Annotated in this window: 20 protein-coding genes and 1 pseudogene; 12 read left to right on the top strand and 9 right to left on the bottom strand. The window is 65.5% G+C overall.

Going from position 1 to position 19214, the window contains the following annotated elements; all coding sequences use genetic code 11:
* Positions 1–10: 10 nt before the first annotated feature.
* Entirely contained in the window at positions 11–658 is a 648-nt protein-coding gene (gene phoU, locus K1X41_RS11435; RefSeq protein WP_132201566.1) for a phosphate signaling complex protein PhoU, read from the bottom strand.
* Positions 659–794: 136 nt separating this feature from the next.
* On the opposite strand from phoU, the gene K1X41_RS11430 reads away from it, so the two are divergent.
* From K1X41_RS11430 to K1X41_RS11420, 3 genes are all read left to right on the top strand, one after another.
* Positions 795–2042: a sensor histidine kinase gene (locus K1X41_RS11430; protein WP_133615477.1), complete on the top strand. Its 1248-nt coding sequence runs from the start codon at positions 795–797 to the stop codon at positions 2040–2042.
* Positions 2042–2734 (top strand): response regulator transcription factor, encoded by a 693-nt coding sequence (locus K1X41_RS11425; protein ID WP_132201562.1) that lies wholly within the window; start codon positions 2042–2044, stop codon positions 2732–2734. Before K1X41_RS11430 ends, K1X41_RS11425 begins: the two co-directional genes overlap by 1 nt.
* 94 nt (positions 2735–2828) lie before the next feature.
* Entirely contained in the window at positions 2829–4556 is a 1728-nt protein-coding gene (locus K1X41_RS11420; protein ID WP_220175840.1) for a bifunctional 3'-5' exonuclease/DNA polymerase, read from the top strand.
* An 82-nt stretch (positions 4557–4638) separates the two neighbouring features.
* Here the strand turns inward: K1X41_RS11420 and K1X41_RS11415 are convergent, their stop codons facing one another.
* On the bottom strand, positions 4639–5235 hold the full coding sequence (locus tag K1X41_RS11415) for a DNA modification methylase (RefSeq protein WP_132201560.1): 597 nt from the start codon (positions 5233–5235) through the stop codon (positions 4639–4641).
* A gap of 168 nt (positions 5236–5403) precedes the next feature.
* Between K1X41_RS11415 and K1X41_RS11410 the strand changes: the two genes are divergently transcribed.
* The 3 genes from K1X41_RS11410 to ispF all read left to right on the top strand — a co-directional run bounded on the left by K1X41_RS11410 (position 5404) and on the right by ispF (position 7221).
* On the top strand, positions 5404–5889 hold the full coding sequence (locus tag K1X41_RS11410) for a CarD family transcriptional regulator (protein ID WP_132201558.1): 486 nt from the start codon (positions 5404–5406) through the stop codon (positions 5887–5889).
* Positions 5890–5992: 103 nt separating this feature from the next.
* On the top strand, positions 5993–6757 hold the full coding sequence (ispD, locus tag K1X41_RS11405; protein WP_220174665.1) for a 2-C-methyl-D-erythritol 4-phosphate cytidylyltransferase: 765 nt from the start codon (positions 5993–5995) through the stop codon (positions 6755–6757).
* Positions 6754–7221, top strand: a complete 468-nt coding sequence (ispF, locus tag K1X41_RS11400) for a 2-C-methyl-D-erythritol 2,4-cyclodiphosphate synthase (RefSeq protein WP_220174664.1) — start codon at positions 6754–6756, stop codon at positions 7219–7221. The genes ispD and ispF overlap by 4 nt, the downstream gene beginning before the upstream one ends.
* A 372-nt stretch (positions 7222–7593) precedes the next feature.
* On the opposite strand, the gene purM is transcribed toward ispF, so the two are convergent.
* Positions 7594–8703, bottom strand: a complete 1110-nt coding sequence (gene purM, locus K1X41_RS11395) for a phosphoribosylformylglycinamidine cyclo-ligase (RefSeq protein WP_133615475.1) — start codon at positions 8701–8703, stop codon at positions 7594–7596.
* Positions 8704–8831: 128 nt separating this feature from the next.
* Between purM and purF the strand changes: the two genes are divergently transcribed.
* Complete coding sequence (purF, locus tag K1X41_RS11390; RefSeq protein ID WP_132201550.1) at positions 8832–10292, top strand: amidophosphoribosyltransferase; 1461 nt, start codon at positions 8832–8834, stop codon at positions 10290–10292.
* A gap of 56 nt (positions 10293–10348) precedes the next feature.
* Here the strand turns inward: purF and K1X41_RS11385 are convergent, their stop codons facing one another.
* The 4 genes from K1X41_RS11385 to K1X41_RS11370 are packed head-to-tail and all read right to left on the bottom strand — an operon-like array spanning position 10349 to position 11723.
* Positions 10349–10606, bottom strand: coding sequence for a twin-arginine translocase TatA/TatE family subunit (locus K1X41_RS11385; RefSeq protein WP_132201548.1), 258 nt, complete (start codon positions 10604–10606; stop codon positions 10349–10351).
* A 30-nt stretch (positions 10607–10636) separates the two neighbouring features.
* Complete coding sequence (gene tatA, locus K1X41_RS11380) at positions 10637–10843, bottom strand: twin-arginine translocase TatA/TatE family subunit (protein ID WP_132201546.1); 207 nt, start codon at positions 10841–10843, stop codon at positions 10637–10639.
* Positions 10844–10875: 32 nt separating this feature from the next.
* Complete coding sequence (locus K1X41_RS11375) at positions 10876–11313, bottom strand: Asp23/Gls24 family envelope stress response protein (protein ID WP_132201544.1); 438 nt, start codon at positions 11311–11313, stop codon at positions 10876–10878.
* 35 nt (positions 11314–11348) lie between these two features.
* Positions 11349–11723, bottom strand: a complete 375-nt coding sequence (locus tag K1X41_RS11370; protein ID WP_133615473.1) for a sterol carrier family protein — start codon at positions 11721–11723, stop codon at positions 11349–11351.
* 70 nt (positions 11724–11793) lie between these two features.
* On the opposite strand from K1X41_RS11370, the pseudogene purD reads away from it, so the two are divergent.
* A pseudogene (purD, locus tag K1X41_RS11365) lies at positions 11794–13046 on the top strand (phosphoribosylamine--glycine ligase).
* Between the two features lie 122 nt (positions 13047–13168).
* On the opposite strand, the gene K1X41_RS11360 reads toward purD, so the two are convergent.
* Positions 13169–14278, bottom strand: a complete 1110-nt coding sequence (locus K1X41_RS11360) for an SRPBCC family protein (RefSeq protein ID WP_220174663.1) — start codon at positions 14276–14278, stop codon at positions 13169–13171.
* A 214-nt stretch (positions 14279–14492) separates the two neighbouring features.
* Here K1X41_RS11360 and K1X41_RS11355 point away from each other — a divergent pair, with 214 nt between their 5' ends.
* The 4 genes from K1X41_RS11355 (at position 14493) to purQ (ending at position 17370) form a co-directional block, all read left to right on the top strand.
* Positions 14493–15392 (top strand): phosphoribosylaminoimidazolesuccinocarboxamide synthase, encoded by a 900-nt coding sequence (locus K1X41_RS11355; RefSeq protein ID WP_220174662.1) that lies wholly within the window; start codon positions 14493–14495, stop codon positions 15390–15392.
* Between the two features lie 42 nt (positions 15393–15434).
* On the top strand, positions 15435–16316 hold the full coding sequence (locus tag K1X41_RS11350; RefSeq protein WP_220174661.1) for a VOC family protein: 882 nt from the start codon (positions 15435–15437) through the stop codon (positions 16314–16316).
* A gap of 77 nt (positions 16317–16393) precedes the next feature.
* Positions 16394–16663, top strand: coding sequence for a phosphoribosylformylglycinamidine synthase subunit PurS (gene purS, locus K1X41_RS11345; RefSeq protein ID WP_132201534.1), 270 nt, complete (start codon positions 16394–16396; stop codon positions 16661–16663).
* Entirely contained in the window at positions 16663–17370 is a 708-nt protein-coding gene (gene purQ / locus K1X41_RS11340; RefSeq protein ID WP_220174660.1) for a phosphoribosylformylglycinamidine synthase subunit PurQ, read from the top strand. The genes purS and purQ overlap by 1 nt, the downstream gene beginning before the upstream one ends.
* Positions 17371–18127: 757 nt before the next feature.
* On the opposite strand, the gene K1X41_RS11335 is transcribed toward purQ, so the two are convergent.
* Positions 18128–19162: a GNAT family N-acetyltransferase gene (locus K1X41_RS11335; protein ID WP_220174659.1), complete on the bottom strand. Its 1035-nt coding sequence runs from the start codon at positions 19160–19162 to the stop codon at positions 18128–18130.
* Positions 19163–19214 lie beyond the last annotated feature (52 nt).

Here is a 19214-nt window from a genome sequence, read left to right as displayed (position 1 = left end):
ACGTATTCGCTTAGTCCAGGTCGACCGTGCCGCTGAGGAAGAACTGCATCTGCTTTGCAACGCTGACCGCGTGATCGCCGAAGCGCTCGTGGTAGCGGCTTGCGAGCGTCGCATCAACGACCCCCGTCGGGTTGTCCGCGAGCTTGTCGCTCAGGACCTTTTCGAACACTTTGGCGTGGAGTTCGTCCAAATCGTCGTCGAGATCTCGGATCTCGGCAATGACGCTGGGCTCCTGGGTGCGCAGCAGCTCGACCAGCTTCGCTGCCATTTCGACATCGAGCGCTGCCATTCGCACGAAGGTCTTCGAGAGTCCCTTCGGGATTGCACTCTCGGGGTACCTGTATCGTGCGAGCTGCGCGATGTGCTGTGCCAGGTCGGCCATGCGCTCGAGCGATGAGCTCATGCGCAGCGCGCCGACTACCAACCGCAGATCCGACGCCACGGGCTGCTGCCGCGCCAGAATGTCGATCGCGTGCTGATCGAGCTCTGCAGCGCGCGTCTCGATCTCCTCGACCCCGTCGATCACCCGCTCGGCGATCGCGACATCTGAGTTCCCAAACGCACTCGTCGCGTTCTCGATCGCTTCTTCAACAAGCTCGGCGATCTTCACCAACCGGTCTTGAACTTCGCGCAGCGACTGCTGAAACACTTCACGCATGCGGTTTCCTCTCTCGTTTCGCGCCACCGGGCACCCTCCCCAGTCTGCGTTGCATCGGTGAACCGAGCCGCACAGGCAGGTGAACAACAGTTGAACTCTGCCTGTTCAGGAAAACCACCCCTCTACGATGAGAGACATGAACCCGGCCTTGCTCGTGCTCGCCTCGATCGCACTCGGCGTGCTGATCGGCGCTGGTACCACGGTAGCAATCGTGGGCGCCCGCAGAGCCGGCGTGCGCCGCGCGGCGGAAATGCGACCCGAACTTCCTGAAGTCGCCACATCGATCCTTGATGAGATCGACACGTTCGCGGTGATCCTCGACTCCTCACTCGCCCCGGTGTATGCGAACCGGACGGCGAGAGAAGAGCGGCACATTGGCGACGCCGAGCTCGCTGATCCTGACTTCCTTGCGCGAGTACGGCAGGTGATGTCAACGGGGATCCCGGACACCCACGAGCCGGATCCCAATCACTCAGCGGACACCGTACGGATTCACATTGTTCGGTTCCAGCGCCGCTTCGTCCTCATCCTCGCCGAGGATCTGGGGGAAGAACAACGCGTGAACGCGATGCGCAGAGACTTCATCGCCAATGTCAGTCATGAGCTCAAGACCCCAATCGCTGCGATCGGCCTGCTCGCCGAGGCTACGCAGCAGGCCGCAGACGAACCCGAGCTAGTTCGTGAGTTCTCCAAGAGCCTGGTGAAGGAGTCTCGCAGACTCGGCGAGCTCTCGCGCGACATCATCCAACTGTCAGAAGCCCAATCCGCGCTGCGTCCGGAGGATCGTGAATCTGTCTCGCTGCGCGATCTGGTGCGCGGTGAGGTCGACTCGCACCGCTCGTTCGCGGGCCAGCACGATGTCGAGCTCGTCATCACCGATGATTCTGTCGCCAGCGAAGACTCCATCATTCTGGGACGCCCCACCTCACTGGCTTCGGCAGTCGCCAACCTCCTGAGCAACGCGATCCGGCATTCTCCGGAAGGTGGCAGAGTCGGCATCGGAATGAGCGCGGAGCGCGGCCGCTTCACGGTGACAGTGACCGACCAGGGTGAGGGGATCGCCCCCGAGCACCTTCCTCGCATCTTCGAGCGCTTCTATCGCGTGGATGGCGCCCGCACGCGCGGCGACGGCGGCACCGGGCTCGGGCTCAGTATCGCCAGGCACACGATGCGCGCGCACGGAGGCGACGTCGACGTGTGGTCGCAGCCAGATGTCGGATCCAGCTTCACCCTGACATTTCCGCTCCACGAAGCCTCGTCGTCGAAGGGTGCGAAGCGCATCAAGAAGGCGAAGCGCGCGGTGCGCACCGCGGCGGAGCGCACCTCCCAGTCTGCTCAGACGCCTGCTGCGCAGGCAGCCAAGCCCCCGAAGGGAACCCCGTAGTGGCTCAGCACATTCTGCTCGTTGAGGACGAGGAATCAATCTCTCGCCCGCTCGCCTTCCTGCTCGAACGCGAGGGATATCGGATTACGGTCGTCGATGATGGCGCCGAGGCGCTCACCAGCTTCGCCACCGTGCAGCCGGATCTGATCCTGCTCGACCTGATGCTCCCGAGCTTGCCAGGCACGGAGGTGTGCCGAGCGATTCGGCTCACCTCGCAGGTCCCGATCATCATGCTCACCGCAAAGGACAGCGAAATCGACATCGTCGTTGGCCTTGAGCTCGGCGCGGACGACTACATTACGAAGCCCTACTCCACACGCGAGTTGCTTGCGCGCGTGCGCGCGGCCCTCCGGCGATCCGGGTCCGTAGAGGAAGAGCGCGAGAATCTCGATGCTTTCGTGCTCGACGAGTTGGGGATCCGGCTCGATTCCGAGCGCCACTCCGTCACCGTGCGCGGTGAAGAGATCGCGATGCCCCTGCGTGAGTTTGAACTGTTGGAGATGCTGATGCGGCACTCTGGTCGAGTGCTCACCCGTGGCCAGCTCATCGACCGCGTGTGGGGCAGCAACTACTACGGCGATACGAAGACGCTCGACGTGCACGTGAAGCGGATTCGAGCACGCATCGAGGAGGAGGCCTCGCAACCGAAGCTGATCTCCACGGTGCGCGGCGTCGGGTATCGCTTCGGGTAGCAACACCTCGCGCTCGCGCACTTCCTATCCCGGGGGTGACTTCAGCGATGTCAGAGGGTGCGAGTAGCCTGAGCCAGTGCCCGATCTCGCTGCCATGAACGCTTCCCCCACGTGGTGGGTGCTGGGCGAATCAGCTGCGGGAGAGTTAAGCGCGGTTCCTCTGACACGCAGCGGAGAAACCGGGCCAGTCGTCCCGCTCTCCCCTGCTGCGCTCGCGGAGTTCGTTGCCGAGCGGGAAGCCGCTGAGTCGCCTCGCTGGGTGTGGAGCGATACACCGCACTGGTACCCCCGGCTGCTCGAAGCCGGAGTACGGATCGCGCGGTGCCACGACCTCAGACTGTGCCACGCAGTTCTGGCGCTGTCAGAGCGCGTGGCAGATCCGGTGCCGCTGCGCACGGCTCTGGAGTGGGATGCAGGCCCAACGATCCCCGTCGCAGCAGCACGCCCCGAGGCCACCCTGTTTGATTTTGGGGTGCCCGCAGCCGGCCCTGACAGCGTTCCGCATTCGCTGACCGCCGCGCTCGCCGAATTCGCACGACAGCGGGCAGCTGAGGCAACCCGTCGTGATCTGGGTCTGCTCCTCGCCGCAGAATCTGCTGGTGCACTCATCGCGATCGAAATGGCGACGGCTGGAGTGCCGTGGGATGTGGCGGAGCATGACCGGTTGCTGGCCGCGGAGCTCGGTCCGCGGCCTGCGCCTGGAGTGAAGCCGCAGGCGATGCTCACCGTTGGCGAGGAGGTGCGCGCGGCACTCGGCGACGCCACCGCGAACCTCGATTCGCCACCCAAGCTCATCCGCGCGTTGCGCACAGCCGGCGTCGATGTCGCGTCAACGTCGCAGTGGGAACTCATGGAACATGAGCACCCCGTGATCGCCCCGCTCCTGCGATACAAAAAACTCGCTCGGCTGTTGACCGCCAACGGGTGGGCCTGGCTCGATGAATGGGTCCATGAGGGGCGCTACCGCCCCGTCTACGTACCTGGGGGCGTGGTGACCGGGCGCTGGGCATCAAGCGGCGGCGGGGCGCTGCAACTGCCCAGGCAGCTCCGTCCAGCCGTGCGCGCGGATCCCGGGTGGCGGCTCGTCAGTGCTGATGTCGCGCAGCTCGAGCCGCGTGTCCTCGCAGCCTATGCTGGCGATCGCGCGCTTGCGGCGGCGGCACGCGGCGCCGATCTCTACACCGGGATCGTGGAAACCGGGGCCGTCGCTACCCGGGAGGAGGCAAAGTTCGCGATGCTCGGTGCGATGTACGGCGCCACCACCGGGGAGGCCGGGCGGCTCGCGCCACGACTGCGCCGGGCCTACCCAGCGGCAATGGGGATGCTGGATCGGGCGGCAAGCACCGGAGAGCAGGGCGGCAAAGTCGCGACCAAGCTGGGACGCACCTCCCCTCCGCCCTCTCCGGAATGGGCAGCGGAGCAATCGAAGGCGAGCATGCCGGGTGCGACCCCAGCTGATGAGGCGCGGGCGCGGCGCACAGCGCGCGATCTGGGCCGGTTCACCCGCAACTTTATCGTGCAGGGCACCGCCGCAGAGTGGGCGCTCGCCTGGCTCGCTGGCCTCCGAAGCCGGCTCTGGGAGCTGCCGCTCGTCACCGACGGGTCGCACGCGGCGGCCTCCGGACGAGTGTTCTCGCGCCGCGCCCACCTGGTGTTCTTTCTCCACGACGAAGTGATCGTGCACGCACCCGCTGAGCAGGCTGAAGCGGTCGCCACGGCGATTCGTGCCGCAGCCGACGATGCCGGACAGCTGCTGTTTCCAGGAGCGCCGGTCGATTTTCCCCTTGACCTGCGAATCACGGAGCGGTCCGACGCGAAGTAGCGCTCCATGCAACGCAGCACGCCCCGGGTCTGAGACCCGGGGCGTGCTGCGTTCGCTCGACCGCGAGAGCGGCCAAGACGGATTAGTTGATTTCTTCGACAGCCTCGCGGTCGTCGTTGATCTTGGTGTCAGCGGCAGCCTCATCGGCTGCTTCCAGATCTTTCTCGGACTTCGTCACATCAGCCGTCTGCGAGAAATCTGCGGGCAGCACGTAGTCGCGGTACTCGGCGAGCGTGCCGTCCAGCACGGGCACCTCGTACTTGACTTCTTCAGCACCGGCCTTCTGGAAGTACGCGTCGACCGTCGCACCGGGAACGGCGCCCGGGATCGTCACGAGCACGGGAGTCTCCTCGCCTGCCGGGTTCCCGAACAGCGTGTTGCCAGTCGGAATCGTGAACTCAGCGCGTGCCTTCTGGCTCCCCTCGCTGGTGAAGCTAATCGCGAGCTCCTGCTCCGCTTCGGTGAGATTCACCGAGCCGAAGACGACGTTGAAGTTCTCGCCACTCTCGTCGGCAATCAGCATGATGTTTCGCACATCAATACCGGAAACGTTGACGTCAACGCCATCGCTCGGGGCGTAGGGCTTAAGCGTGCCCTGCGGAGCGATCAGGCTGCACCCGGTGGCGCCGAGTGCGAGGGCCGCCGCGATCGCAATAGACGAGGCAATCCGAATCTTCAAGGTGGTCCTCCGAGCCGTGGTTCTGTCGTGTGTACCGCGGCAGAGTCTGACGCGCACAGTCAATCTCAATCATACTCACCCCCGCACAGCGGATGCAGCTTAGGTAAGCCTAACCCTGGGGCCCAGGGGTGTGGTATTCTAATGGTTGGACTGTAAAGGAGCCACTCGATGCAATTTGAGGTCGGAGAGACCGTTGTCTACCCCCACCATGGCGCCGCCAAGATCATCGAGGTGAAGAAGCGCAAGCTGGGTGGCGAAGAGAAACTTTTTCTGAAGCTGCAGGTGAACCAGGGAGATCTCACCATCGAGGTCCCCGCTGAGAACTGCGATCTCGTCGGTGTACGCGACGTGATCGACCAGGAGGGCCTCGAGCAAGTGTTCGAAGTGCTCCGCGCCCCCTTCACCGAAGAACCGACGAACTGGTCACGCCGCTACAAGGCGAACCTTGAGAAGCTCGCCTCCGGCGATGTCATCAAGGTTTCCGAAGTGGTGCGCGATCTGTGGCGTCGTGATCAGGAAGTACGATCACTGTCCGCCGGAGAGAAGCGCATGCTCGCGAAGGCGCGGCAGATCCTCGTCTCCGAGCTGGCGCTCGCCGAGAAGACCGACGAAGAAAAGGCCGGAGCAGTGCTCGACGAGGTTCTCGCCTCCTAGTGCTCGCACCCCCGGTTTCACGAAACGCCCCGCACCCTGTGCAGGGCGTTTCGTGTTTTCTGAAGGCCACCGAGGTCGCTGCAGCACGGAGTACCCTGGGCGTATGACCGTGATCCAGAATGATCCAGCCGCTCACTCGATTGCCACGCTCGGTGTGGTGCTCGTAGGTGCGGGATCCGGCCAGCGCCTCGGTGCCGCGGTGCCGAAAGCGTTCGTTGAGCTCCACGGCCGCACCTTGATCGAGTTCGGGATCAGTGTCGTGACGTCGCTGCCCCACACCGGCCATCTCACGATCGTCATCCCCGAAGCCCATGCGGCCCAGACACTCACGATGGTCGACGCAATCCTGCCGCGGGACTCGAGCTGGACTGTATCAGTGGTGAACGGCGGCCGAGAACGACACGAATCGGTCCGGTTCGGTCTCGCTGCGTTGCCAGAATCTATCGACACTGTGCTCGTGCACGACGCGGCGCGGCCGTTCGCCAGCGCTGACCTCTTCGAGCGCGTCGCAGCCGAAGTGCGTAGAACCGGCGACGCCGTGATCCCCGCCCTGCCCGTCTCAGACACGCTCAAGCGGGTCGATGCGGAGGGGATCGTGCACGAGACCGTGGATCGCGCCCCGCTCGTTGCCGTCCAAACGCCGCAGGGTTTCACGCGCGAGCTTCTCGCGTCCGCCCACAGTGCGCGATCGGAGGACGGCGCACCGTCACTCCCCACCGATGACGCTGAAGTCGTGCAGCGAGCCGGCGGCCGGGTCCGCACCGTGCCGGGCGAACTGCGCGCGCACAAACTCACCACGCAGGAGGACCTGCCAATCCTTGAGCACTTCTTGAACGCGAACGCGATCGGGCTCGAGGTCGAGGCATGATCCGCGTCGGCTCGGGTTTCGATGTTCACGCGTACGACGCCGCAGCGCCGCTTCGCCTTGCTGGCCTCGACTGGCCAGGAGAGCCAGGACTCTCGGGGCACAGCGACGGAGACGCGGTCTGCCATGCAGTCGTGGATGCGCTGCTGTCAGCAGCCGGGCTCGGGGACATCGGTGAACTTGTGGGCGTCGATGAGCCGGACACTGAGGGGGCAGCGAGCACCGCTTTCGTGCGCTTGGCGCGCGAGCGACTGACGGCAGCCGGTTGGGAGCCGGTGAACGTATCCGTGCAGATCGTGGGCAATCGTCCCCGGTTCTCGGCACGCCGCGCGGAGGCGCAGTTAGCGATGAGTGAACTCGTCGGCGCTCCGGTGTCCCTCGCCGCCACCACCACCGACCATCTCGGCTTCACCGGGCGCGGAGAAGGTCTCGCGGTGATTGCCACGGCGCTGATCCAGCAGGCGTGACTGAACCGGACTCATCCCGCACAGTTGACCCCGCAGCACTGATCCAACCCGACTGATCATGCCGGACTGATCTCGCTGCACTGATCCAACTGAGTTCTCCTGCGCTGTGAGTCCCGCAGCCGTGACCTCAGAGCCGTGACCCGCCGTTGTGATCCAGTCCACCCGCTGCTGTTGAGATGATCCTGCGCACCACGGTGCGGCGGGCACTCACACGATGTCAGGTTGGAACGTGATTCTCTCGCAGAGGGCCCCTCGTGCACGCTCTCGGCACCCCAGCGCAGGCTCTGCGGAATTGGGCGATGCGTGCGGGTCCCGTGAGTCGTCCCGTCGCAGTCCTGGCCCCTCCCGATCGCGGCCGGGGCACAGTGAGGACTACGCGGCGTAGGTGCCGGTGAGGCGCACGGCCCCGCCGTCGACACCCTTGGCACCCTGTTCGAAGCCGGTGAGGTCGCGTGTGCTCAGTGAGACGGCACCGGCGACCCACGTCTGCAGACCCTCAGCGGTCAGTGCGGCAGCGACCTGCGGTGCCTGGGCAGCGGAAACCACGGCAAACATGCCGACCCCGAGGTTCCATGCCCCCTCAAGCGACTCAAGCGAGTGACCGCCGAGATCTGCGAGGTGACGGAACACGGGCAGCGGCGACCAGCTCGCGCGATCAACCTCGACCCAGGATCCCTGCGGCAGGACGCGGGCGAGATTCGCAGCGATGCCGCCGCCAGTGACGTGGCTGAGAACGTGGATCGCGCCGTCGAGAGTCGAATCTTCCAGGACCCGCAAGAGCGGCGCTGTGTACAGCGCCGTCGGCGTCAGCAGTGCCTCGCCATAGCTGGTGCCCAGCTCTGCGCTGTGCTCAGAATAGCCAATGCCTTTCTCGGCAAGAATATGACGCACAAGCGAGAAGCCGTTGGAGTGCAAGCCGGAGGCCGCCATCGCGAGCACCACATCGCCGTCCTGGACGCGCGCAGGCTGCAACATCTTGTCGGCCTCAACCACACCGGTGGCGGCTCCTGCCACGTCGTAGTCATCAACGCCGAGGAGGCCGGGGTGCTCCGCCGTCTCGCCGCCCACGAGGGCAGTGCCCGTAGCCTCACAAGCTTCGGCAATACCACGCACGATATCCGCGATCCGCTGTGGAACAATCTTGCCGCACGCGATGTAGTCCGTCATGAAGAGCGGCTTAGCGCCCACCACCACGATGTCGTCAACGACCATCGCAACGAGGTCTTGACCGATCGTGTCGTGCTTGTCGATGGCCTGCGCAATTGCGACCTTCGTGCCGACGCCGTCAGTCGAGCTCGCGAGCAGCGGCTTGCGATATCCAAGCAGCGCAGAGGCATCGAACATTCCGGCAAAGCCGCCGACACCTCCGAGCACCTCTGGGCCGTGGGTGCGTGACACCGCCGACTTCATCAGCTCGACGGCGAGGTCACCCGCCGCGGTATCCACTCCGGACTGGGCATAGATCGACGCGTTTTCGCTCACGCCACCAGCCTACATTGCCGCGAGTGTCACCCTGCCCGTTCTGAGTGCACTGGCTGCGCCCGGGTGTGGGAGACTACTCAGTGCGTCTGTCTGGCGCACCACCCACCCCCAGGGAGCAACACAACAGCATGTGCGGCATCGTCGGTATCGTCTCATCTGAACCCGTCAACCAGCAGATTTACGACAGCTTGCTGCTGCTGCAGCACCGAGGTCAGGACTCAACTGGAATCGCCACGCTTGAGGGCGATTTCTTCCACATGGTAAAAGCTCGCGGGCAGGTGCGCGAGGCGTACCGCACCCGCGATATGCGTCAGCTCGCCGGCACCGTCGGCCTGGGCCATGTCCGCTACGCCACCCGGGGCAACGCCGCCCGCGAAGAAGAGGCACAGCCGTTCTACGTCGGCGCCCCCTACGGCATCATCCTCGTGCACAATGGCAATCTCACGAATACGCGTGAACTTACAGCTGAGCTGTACAACGTAGATCGCCGCCACCTCAACACGCACTCGGACACCGAGCTCCTCCTCAATGTCCTTGCGAACGAGCTCCAGGCAGGGATCGCGGGTCTGTCGCTCGACGAGGATCAGATTTTCGATGCGGTCACCCGCGTGTACGAACGGGTCGAGGGCTCCTACGCCTCGATCGCCCTCATCGCTGGCTACGGCCTGCTCGCCTTCCGCGATCCATTTGGCATCCGCCCGCTTGTGCTCGGGAAGCGCAGCGGGGCGAACGGGCAAGACGAGTGGATCGTCGCGTCTGAATCGCTCGTGCTCGAATCAGGTGGCTACGAGATCGTGCGCGATGTGCGCCCGGGCGAAGCGATTCTGATAACCCCGGACGGGGCGATGACCTCCCGTCAGTGCTCGACGACGTCCGAGCTGGTGCCGTGCGCATTCGAGTACATTTACCTCGCGCGCCCCGACTCCGTGCTGAGCGGCATTTCGGTCTACGACGCGCGTCTCCGCCTGGGTGAATCACTCGCCGAGACCGTTGCGCAGGAGATCCCGACCGGGGATATCGATGTCGTCATGCCGATTCCGGATTCAGGTCGCCCCAGTGCGATGCAGATGGCGCAGAAACTCGGGATTCCGTACCGCGAGGGCTTCTTCAAGAACCACTACGTCGGCCGCACCTTCATCATGCCCGGACAGGCTGTTCGCAAGCGCAGCGTGCGGCAGAAGCTGAACGCGATGAGCACCGAATTCGCGGGCAAGAATGTACTGCTCGTTGACGATTCGATCGTGCGTGGCACCACCTCGAAGGAGATCATCGAGATGGCCCGCGCCGCGGGAGCCGCTAGCGTCACCTTCGCCTCAGCGGCTCCCCCGGTGCTGTTCCCACACGTTTACGGCATCAACATGCCCACCCGCTCTGAGCTCATCGCGCACGACCGCACGAATTCAGAAATCAATGCGGCGATGGGCAGCGACCGGCTCGTGTACCAGACGGTCGACGGCATGAACCGGGCAATCCTCGGCGGCCAGTCCGCTGTGACCCGCCTTGAGCAGAGCTGCTTCACCGGCGAGTACATCGCCGGCAACGTCGACGCAGAGTACCTCGCCTGGGTCGAGGCCACGCAGGAGAGCTAGGGCGTTTCAGACACGAAAAAGCCGGGGTGCAGTTCGCACCCCGGCTTTTTGATGTGCTACACCGGATCAGAGCCGTCCGACGGCCGCTTCGGAGCAGGGGCATCCGGCGCGGCCTCCGCGCTCTCCGGCTTCGCCTCAGTCGCTGCTGTGCCTGCCTCGTCGCTCTTCGCGTCGTCGCTGCGCACTTCCTTCTTCAAGATGCGCATCGACTGGCCGAGGCTCTTCGCGAGACCGGGCAGCTTCGGTGCACCAAACAACAACAGCACGATGAAGAGGATGACGAGCAGCGTAGGGCCGCCCATGTTGCCGATCATTCTGTTCCTACTCCGTTCGCGATGGCGCGTCTAGGACGCGTCGGTGTTGCGCGGTGTTGCGGCCTTGTCAGCCGGGGTCTCTGGTGCGTCGTCCGCGTCGCTGCGCACTTCCTTCTTCAGAATACGCATCGACTGGCCGAGGCTCTTCGCGAGACCGGGCAGCTTCGGTGCACCAAACAACAGCAGGATGACGAAAAGGATGACCAGCAGGTGCCAGCCACTGAGGTTACCAAGCATGAGAGATGCTCCGATCGATCGTGGTGACGTGATTATCGCACGTCGGACTGAATTGCGACCCCGCGACCTCGGGTACGCCTGGCGATAACTCCCAGGATCAGCGCGAGCACGCCACCCAGGAAGAGCCCGATCGCGCCGCCGATGAGGGCCATGAAGCCGGCGATCTGACCGAGTGTGTAGTTGGCATCATCGAGGATCGGGAAGAATGCTGAAGCGATCATCCCCACCACGGCGCCGAGCAGCGCGAGTCCGACGATCACGCGACCATAGCGAACGGAGCGCTGGAGCGTGACCTCGCGCTCAGCAACTACCACGACCGGCTCAGGTTCCTCAGACTCGTGCTCCGGCGCTGCCGTGACGGGCTCCGCAGGAACACGTGCAGCAGCGGGCGCTGAAGCCGCAACAGGGGTTTCAGCCTGCGGGGCGGGATCCTGGCGGGTCTGCGGATCCGAGGCGTCGGGAGTACTCATGCCTCTATTGTCTCAGGCTCGGGCTGTGGATCGTGTCACCGGGCGGAGCGCATGAGCGGGAGGAGCCCATCAAGCGTGGCGCGCGATCCGGACGCGTTGATTCGTGCCGCAGCGACGGCTTCGTCCCAGGAGAGGCTCCCGGTCGCCAGAGCGAGCCAGGTATCGGGATCCGTCTCGATCACGTTGGCCGGAGTACCACGGGTGTGCCGCGGGCCAGGCACGCACTGCACGGCACCGAACGGGGGGACACGCACCTCGACGGAGTTGCCTGGCGCTCGCTCAGCGAGTTCTTCGAGCAAGAAACGCACGGCCATCGCGCGCACCGTTCGAGGGGCATCCGTGCCTGCCGGACCGGTGGCCTCCGCGAGCGCCGCGCGGCCCTCAGCATCCGAGATTCTGCGCTTCGCCATGCCTCAAGCCTAGCGCCGCACCCCTCCGGCGAGGGTGATGAGGCACCCCGCATACTCTAGGCTGGGGCGCGTGAAGATCCTTGTTTTGGGGCCGGGCGCCCGCGAACACGCCATCGTTCTTGCGCTGCTGAGCGAGGACGCCGACCACGAAATCGTCTGCGCGCCTGGCAACGCCGGCGTTGCAGCGAGCGGCATCGAAACGCCGGATCTGGCATACACGGACCCAGCCGCTGTTGCCAGCTTTGTGCGCGAGCGCGGTTTTGATCTCGTCGTGATTGGGCCGGAAGCACCGCTCGTTGCCGGGGTCGCTGATCCGCTGCGCGCCGCAGGGGTTCCCGTATTCGGTCCCAACCAAGATGCCGCCGCGCTCGAGGGTTCAAAGGCCTTTGCGAAGCGGATCATGGACGCGGCGGGAGTACCGACCGGTCGCGCGGCACGCGTGACCGCTGTTGCCGAGGCTGGCGCTGTGCTCGATGAGTTTGGCGCACCCTATGTCGTGAAGGCTGACGGACTCGCTGCAGGCAAGGGCGTGCTGGTGACGCATGATCGCGACGCCGCGATCGAGCACGTGGCCACGTGGGCCCCGCACGGCGACGTGCTCGTCGAAGAGTTTCTCGACGGCCAGGAGGTATCGCTGTTCTTCTTCGCTGACGGCCACGATGTCCTGCCACTGAGCCCAGCACAGGACTACAAACGCATCTTCGATGGCGACGAAGGCCCCAATACGGGTGGCATGGGCGCTTATTCGCCGCTGCCCTGGGTCGCCCAGGATTTCGTCGCGGAGATCACACGCACGGTCGCGCTGCCGACGGTGCGCCAGCTTGAGGCAGAGGGCACCCCCTTCATCGGGTTGCTGTACTGCGGCCTCATCGTGACTTCGAAGGGCGTGCGCGTCATCGAGTTCAACGCCCGCTTCGGCGATCCAGAGACGCAGGTCGTGCTCGCGCGGCTCGAGTCACCGCTGAGCCAATACCTGCTCGCCGCTGCGACGGTACGCTTGCCGCGCAGCCGGAGCCCCAGTTCTCCGAGGATCCCGCGGTGATTGTGGTGGTGGCGAGCGAGGGCTACCCAGGCGAAGTTTCGACTGGCCGCACGATCACCGGTCTCGATGCAGCAGCGGAGGTTCCCGGGGTGCACGTGGTGCACGCCGCGACCGCTCGCGATGCAGCTGACGGCTGGGTTGCGACCGGTGGACGCGTGCTCGGTGTCGTGGCGCGGGGCACGAGTTTCGGCGAAGCACGAGAGCGGGCCTATCGGGCCGTCTCAGCCATTGAGCTCGAGGGATCGCAGCACCGCAGCGATATTGCCGCGCGCGTCGCGTAGCGGCCAGCACACGCGTCGGATGGCGAAACGCAGTGAGGCTCCCCACCGTGGTGGGGAGCCTCACTGCGTTTCGGGGCGAACGGTCTACTTCCGATGATCCGGATCAGACCCGTCGCCGCGGATCAACGCATCGAAGTCGAGCTCTGCAAAGTCCTCAGTGTCATCCACTGTTGATTCTGTGCTCGCGACGGGCTGGACGTCGGACTCTTCCGTGCCCGCGGCGTCCGCCTCCACCGGCTCCGCGGCGTCTTCGACGGTGGAGACTTCGGCCGTGGCCAAATCCTCAGTTGCTGCCCGCTCCGCGTCAGCCTCGTCGTCGTTCCCTTCCGAAGTGTCACCTGGAGTGACCTCGGCGGTATCTGCTGCGCCGGCGTCAACAGCGCCGGCGTCAGCCGCGCCGGCGTCAGCCGCGCCGGCGTCTGCAGCGCCGGCGTCGGCGTCGGCGTCAGCAGCGGCACCGTCGACCTCTCCCTCGGCCTCAGCGTCGGCGTCGGCGTCGGCGTCGGCCTCGGCCTCGGCCTCGGTGTCAATCTCGCCAGGAGTCGATTCCGTCGAGACATGAGCTTCATCGGCGTCAGCCGCGCCAGGTTCATCAGTGCCAGCCGCGCCAGCGGTGCCAGCCGTTGCAGCTTCGTCAATGTCAGCGGCATCAGCTGCGTCAGCGGTCGCAACCGAGCGCTCCCCTCGTCCGCCTCGCCCGCAGGCGCGACTGCCGCGCCACCGTGGAGCACGTCCGCTCCAGCAACCTGGGCGGCTACAGCGTCTTCCGTGCCGGGGCCAGCACTGAGCAGCCCAGCTGCCACGGCATGTTCGATCGCCGTAGTGAGATCCCGCAGCAGCACCTGCCAGCCGTCCTGTGACGCGGCCGCACGATCCGCGGAATCAGGAAGCGCATCAAACCCGGTCTCGGTAATCGTGATCCCGGTGTCCTGTCCTTGCGAGCGCAACGTCAGCAGGACCGCGGTGTCTCGGAAGTCACCGGCCTCGCGCCACGTAAAGCCAATGGCGTGACCGTCAACCCACACATCCACCGTGCCGCTCGCGTCGCGACTGACGAGTTCGCCCTCGATCTCTTCTGACCAGCGTTCCGTGATGTCACCGCCGACACGCGGATCAAGCCGTAGCTCGGGCCACCACTCCGCGCGGCGATCCGCGTCGGCTAGATACGTCCATGCGGCGGTCCGTGCCGCCCGCAACCGGCTTCGCGCCACAACCGGCCCCAGTGGGATCATGGTTTTCCTCCGCGTTTGTCGGCTTCATATTTCCGGGCCGCGCACGTTGTCCCAGGCCGCGAGACCACGGCCTCGATTCCCGGGCCAGAACAACGCACTACCCGCCTACCCATGACCTTAACTGCACCCCCTGACATCCTGATCCGATTCGCTCGAATGTCGCGGATCTGTCACCGCCTCACCCTCGGCGCGCGAGTGATGAAAGAATGGGCGGGTGACGGATCTCACCTCTCCCCTGCACCTGCCCGGCTGGGCTCACACCTATTCCGGAAAGGTGCGCGACCTGTACGTACCCGCTGACGGGCTCGACAGCGTGCTACTCGTCGTGGCGAGCAACCGGGTGAGCGCGTTCGATCACGTGCTTGAGCCGCCAATTCCCGGCAAAGGAGCGCTGCTCACTGCGCTTTCGAACTGGTGGTTCGCGCAACTCGATCGCCCAAATCATCTGATCCTCCCTGCAGACGGCATCCCCGTCGTGCCGGAGTCCGTCGCCGACCGCGCGATGCTGACGCGGCGTCTGGAGATGTACCCCATCGAGTGTGTCGTGCGCGGTGCGCTGACGGGCTCGGGCTACGCGGAGTATGCGAGCACGGGAGCGGTGTGCGGGATCGAACTGCCAGCTGGTCTGTCAGACGGCGACCTCCTCGACACCCCGATCTACACGCCTGCCTACAAGGCACCTTTGGGCGAGCACGATGAGAACATCACCTTTGAGCGCAGCGTCGAACTCGTCGGGGCCGACGTCGCTGCCGCCCTGCGCGATGCCTCACTCGACATCTTCACACGCGCGCGCGATCTCGCGGCCGCCCGTGGCGTGGTGCTCGCCGATACGAAGTTCGAATTTGGGCTGGATCCTCGCAGCGGCGAGCTCGTACTCGCGGACGAAGTGCTCACAAGCGATTCCTCGCGATACTGGGACGCGGCAGCCTACGAGGACGAGTCGTTGCCGCGCGCCGAGCGGCTCGCCTCCTTCGATAAGCAGATCGTGCGCAACTGGCTCGCCGCGAACTGGGACCGCACCGGCGAGCCCCCGGTGTTGCCCGAGGAAGTCGTCGCCCAGACGCTCGCGCGCTACCAGGAGCTGTTCGACCGGCTCACCGGCACAGGAGCGTAGTAGACACGGAATAGGCCCGCTAGCGCGAGCGTTGACTCACATATGCAGACAACGCTCGACCTCCTCCCCGACGCAACCGAAATGGGCCCCGTCACCCTCGCGGTGGCCGATCTCGACCGCATGCTCGGGTTTTATCACGGAGCACTCGGCCTCACGGTGCTCGCACAGGAGCGTGGCACCGCGGTGCTCGGCCGCAACGACGTGGCGGTCTTGATCCTGGATCAAGACGGATCACTCGCCCATGCGCCCGCGACGGCTGCCGGGCTGTACCACACAGCGTTTCTGTTCGAGACAGCAGCCGAGCTTGCCTCGGCGGTCAACTCCGTCGCTCGCCGTGGCACAGCCCAATACCAGGGCGCGAGCGATCACCTCGTCTCGGAGGCCTTCTACTTCGCTGATCCTGAGCACAACGGGGTCGAACTGTATGTCGATCGCCCGCGGGCAAGCTGGAGCACCACGCTTGGCGGGGAGATCGAGATGGGCACCCTCGCACTGGATCCCAATCGGTTCCTGCAGGATCACCTCACGGAGTCTGGCGCGCGTGCTGTGGCAGATACCCCGGCCCGCGTCGGACACGTGCACCTCAAAGTGGGGAGCGTGGCGACCGCGCGCGAGTTCTACGTCGACACGCTCGGATTCGCCGTGACCGCGAGCTACGGCAGCCAGGCACTGTTCGTCGCTGCGGGCGGGTATCACCATCACGTCGGCATGAACACCTGGGAGTCCCAGGGCGCGGGCGAGCGCTCGCCCGCGCTTGGGCTGGGCGAAGTGACGATCGAGCTGCCCGATGTCGACGCGCTCGGTGCACTCGACGAGCGGTTGGCGCACCGCAGCGTGGCACGCGAGTTCGATGGGCAGGAGCTCACCGTGTTCGACCCATGGCGCAACCGGATCCGGATCAGAACCGCCCCGATCGCCGGGTAGACTGACACGTGGGTGCGGCGCGCTGGAGCGCGCCTCGCAATGCCCACTGACCGTCGAATCGCGAAACCGGAGTGCCAGTGCCCACGATTGTTGTTGATGTCATGCCCAAGGCCGAGCTGCTCGATCCGCAGGGCAAGGCCACGACCGGCGCGCTGAACCGCCTCGGTCACACCAAGTTTGAGAACGTCCGCATCGGCAAGCGCTTCGAGCTCACTGTCGACGGCGAAGTCACCGCAGAGGTGCTCGCCGAGGTGCGCAAGGTTGCAGATGAGATCCTCTCGAACTCCGTCATCGAGGACGTCGTCTCGATCACCGTCGACGGCGTGCCGGCGGGCGAGGCCCAGTAATGGCACCCCGTATTGGCGTTGTCACATTCCCCGGTTCGCTCGACGACCGCGACGCGCAGCGCGCAATCGGAATCGCCGGGGCCGAGCCCGTCGCGCTATGGCACGCGGATCACGATCTGCAGAGCGTTGACGCCATCGTGCTGCCCGGCGGCTTCAGCTACGGCGATTACTTGCGCCCCGGCGCGATTGCCGCGGTCTCGCCGATCATGACTGAGGTCATTGCTGCGGCACACCGCGGCATGCCCGTGCTCGGGATTTGCAATGGCTTCCAGGTACTCGTCGAGGCACACCTGCTGCCAGGCGGCCTGATCCGCAACGCGCACCAGCAGTTCATCCGGCGCGACCAGCGTCTCGTTGTCGAAAACGTCGATACGGCGTGGACGCACCTCTACTCCCCGGGAGAAGAGATCGTGATCCCGCTCAAGAACGGTGACGGCGGCTACGTCGCGAACGACGAGACCCTGAAACGACTCGAGGGCGAAGGCCTGATCGCGTTCCGTTACGCGGAGGTCAACCCGAATGGCTCGCTGAATGACATCGCCGGTTTGAGCAATGAGCGCGGCAATGTGGTCGGCCTCATGCCGCACCCCGAGCACGCGGTGGAGGCCGGATTCGGTCCGGACACCCCCGAAGCAATGAGCTCGGGCACCGATGGGCTGCGCTTCTTCCAGAGCGCGATCGAGGCCCTCACGGCCCGCGTCTCCTAGGCACTGTTTCTCGCGAGCCGCCGCCCCCCTAGGGTCGGCGGCTCGCAGTGTTTCTGGGCACTCCGCGGGCGCTCTCCTCGTTTCACGCGTCCGTACGCCCGTGCGCGCCTGCGCGCCAGCACGCCAGCGCTCCCAATCCCCCGTGCGTACAGCGCACCCCTGCACGCCAGCACGCCAGCACGCCAGCACGCCAGCACGCCTATGCTCCCGCGCGCGCCCACACTCCCACCTCCCCGTGCGTCCGCGCGCCCTTTCGTCCGCGGCCCGTGCCTCCACGCGTCCAGCGCACCCCCGCGCGCTTGCACGCCCAGCACCCCTGCGCCTGCACAACCCTCGCGCCCACGCACCACACCTCCTGCACTCGCGCACCCTCTTACCCGCACACCGCACACCGCGCACCCGCACGTCTTACGCTGCCCCGCGCGTCGCCCCCTCTCATGGGTCGATTTTTGGGCCTTCAGGTGCGCGAAGTCCCAAAAATGGACCCATCAAATGGGTGGGCTCAGCCCGCCGCCCGGGTTCACGCAGGAAGTTCAAGCCCACCCAGGAAGCTTGAGCTCACGCAGGAAGTTCACACTCACCCAGAAAGCTCAAGCTCACCCAAAAGCTCAAGCTCACCCAAGAAACCAAGCTCACCCAGGTAGCTTGAGCTCACGCAGGAAGTTCGAGCTCACACAGGACAGACTTGGCGCTTCCGTGCCGAATCACCTCGAATGTCCTGCGCGAGCGCGAGCGGTCTTCACCGGAACAGTGGCAACTACGCCGCGACGTCGATCCCGTACGCAAGCAGAGTGAATCCGGTGCCGTCCGGCCGGGTGATCTCAAACTCCCGCTCGGGGAGCCGCGCAAAGCCCATCCGGTCGTACATTTCGTAGGCGGCAACCATCTCAGTGCTGGTGTTCAGGACCACGCGTCCGATGCCACGAATTCGGGCGAGCCGGAGGCCGTGCCGCATGATGAGCGAGCCGATCCCCCGCCCACGCGCCGCGTGCGAGACGCCGAGCAACCGCAAATCCATCTCACCCTCGCGGGCCACGTCGCTGAGCACGGCCCCCGGCCGGGGCGTAGTGATCGTGCCGAGCAGGGCACCACTCTCCGTGTCCTCGGCCACCCACACCTGGTGCTGCGCCGCGCGCTCGGCGACGTTCGCGATCTCGGAGAGGTAGTCGCCCGGCAGCCCCTCATAGTCCTCGCGGTACGCAGCCAGCACGAGATCGCTGACCTCGGGGATCTCCGCCGCTCGAATCTCCCTGAGCCGCAAGTCAGTGCGCTCTTGCAGCGGATAGACATAGCTCACGGAAGCCCCGTAGCTCATGCCATCGAGCTGCGCATCGCGCTCGGGGGTGCGTTCGAAGCCGATCCGCTCGTAGAGCGCAGCCGCTGGGTTCTTGACGCCGGTGTCGAGCCGAACGGCTGCGGCGCCCCACCGCAACGCAAGCTCGACGCCAGCGCGAATCAGCGCACCGCCGAGCCCCGACCCTTGACTCGCCGGCGCAACGGCAAGCAAGCGCAACTCCACTTCGCCGGTAGTGGCGAGCTTCGCGTAGCTCGATTCGCCACGCAGCACCGTCACTGCGCCGATAAGCGTGTCACCCTCCACCGCGACAAGGATCTGGCCAGCTGCAGCTCTCCCTGCACTGTCACGCTCGGTAGCGGCCCACACGCTATCGTGCGCAAGCTCTTCCCGGTATGGCCCCGCGGCGTAGGCGGCATGGACCAGCTCGGCCTCTCGCGCGTACTCGGTCGGGACGATAGGACGGATCTGAAAGGCGGGCGCGGGAGTGTCGTTCACCCCAGCATGTTACTCCGAAGGCGAGTGTTGCAGCGTGCATGCCAGAACCGCT

Source organism: Leucobacter luti (assembly GCF_019464495.1).
GTDB classification, from domain to species: Bacteria; Actinomycetota; Actinomycetes; order Actinomycetales; family Microbacteriaceae; genus Leucobacter; species Leucobacter luti_A.
This window is presented reverse-complemented; position numbering and strand designations above follow the sequence as displayed.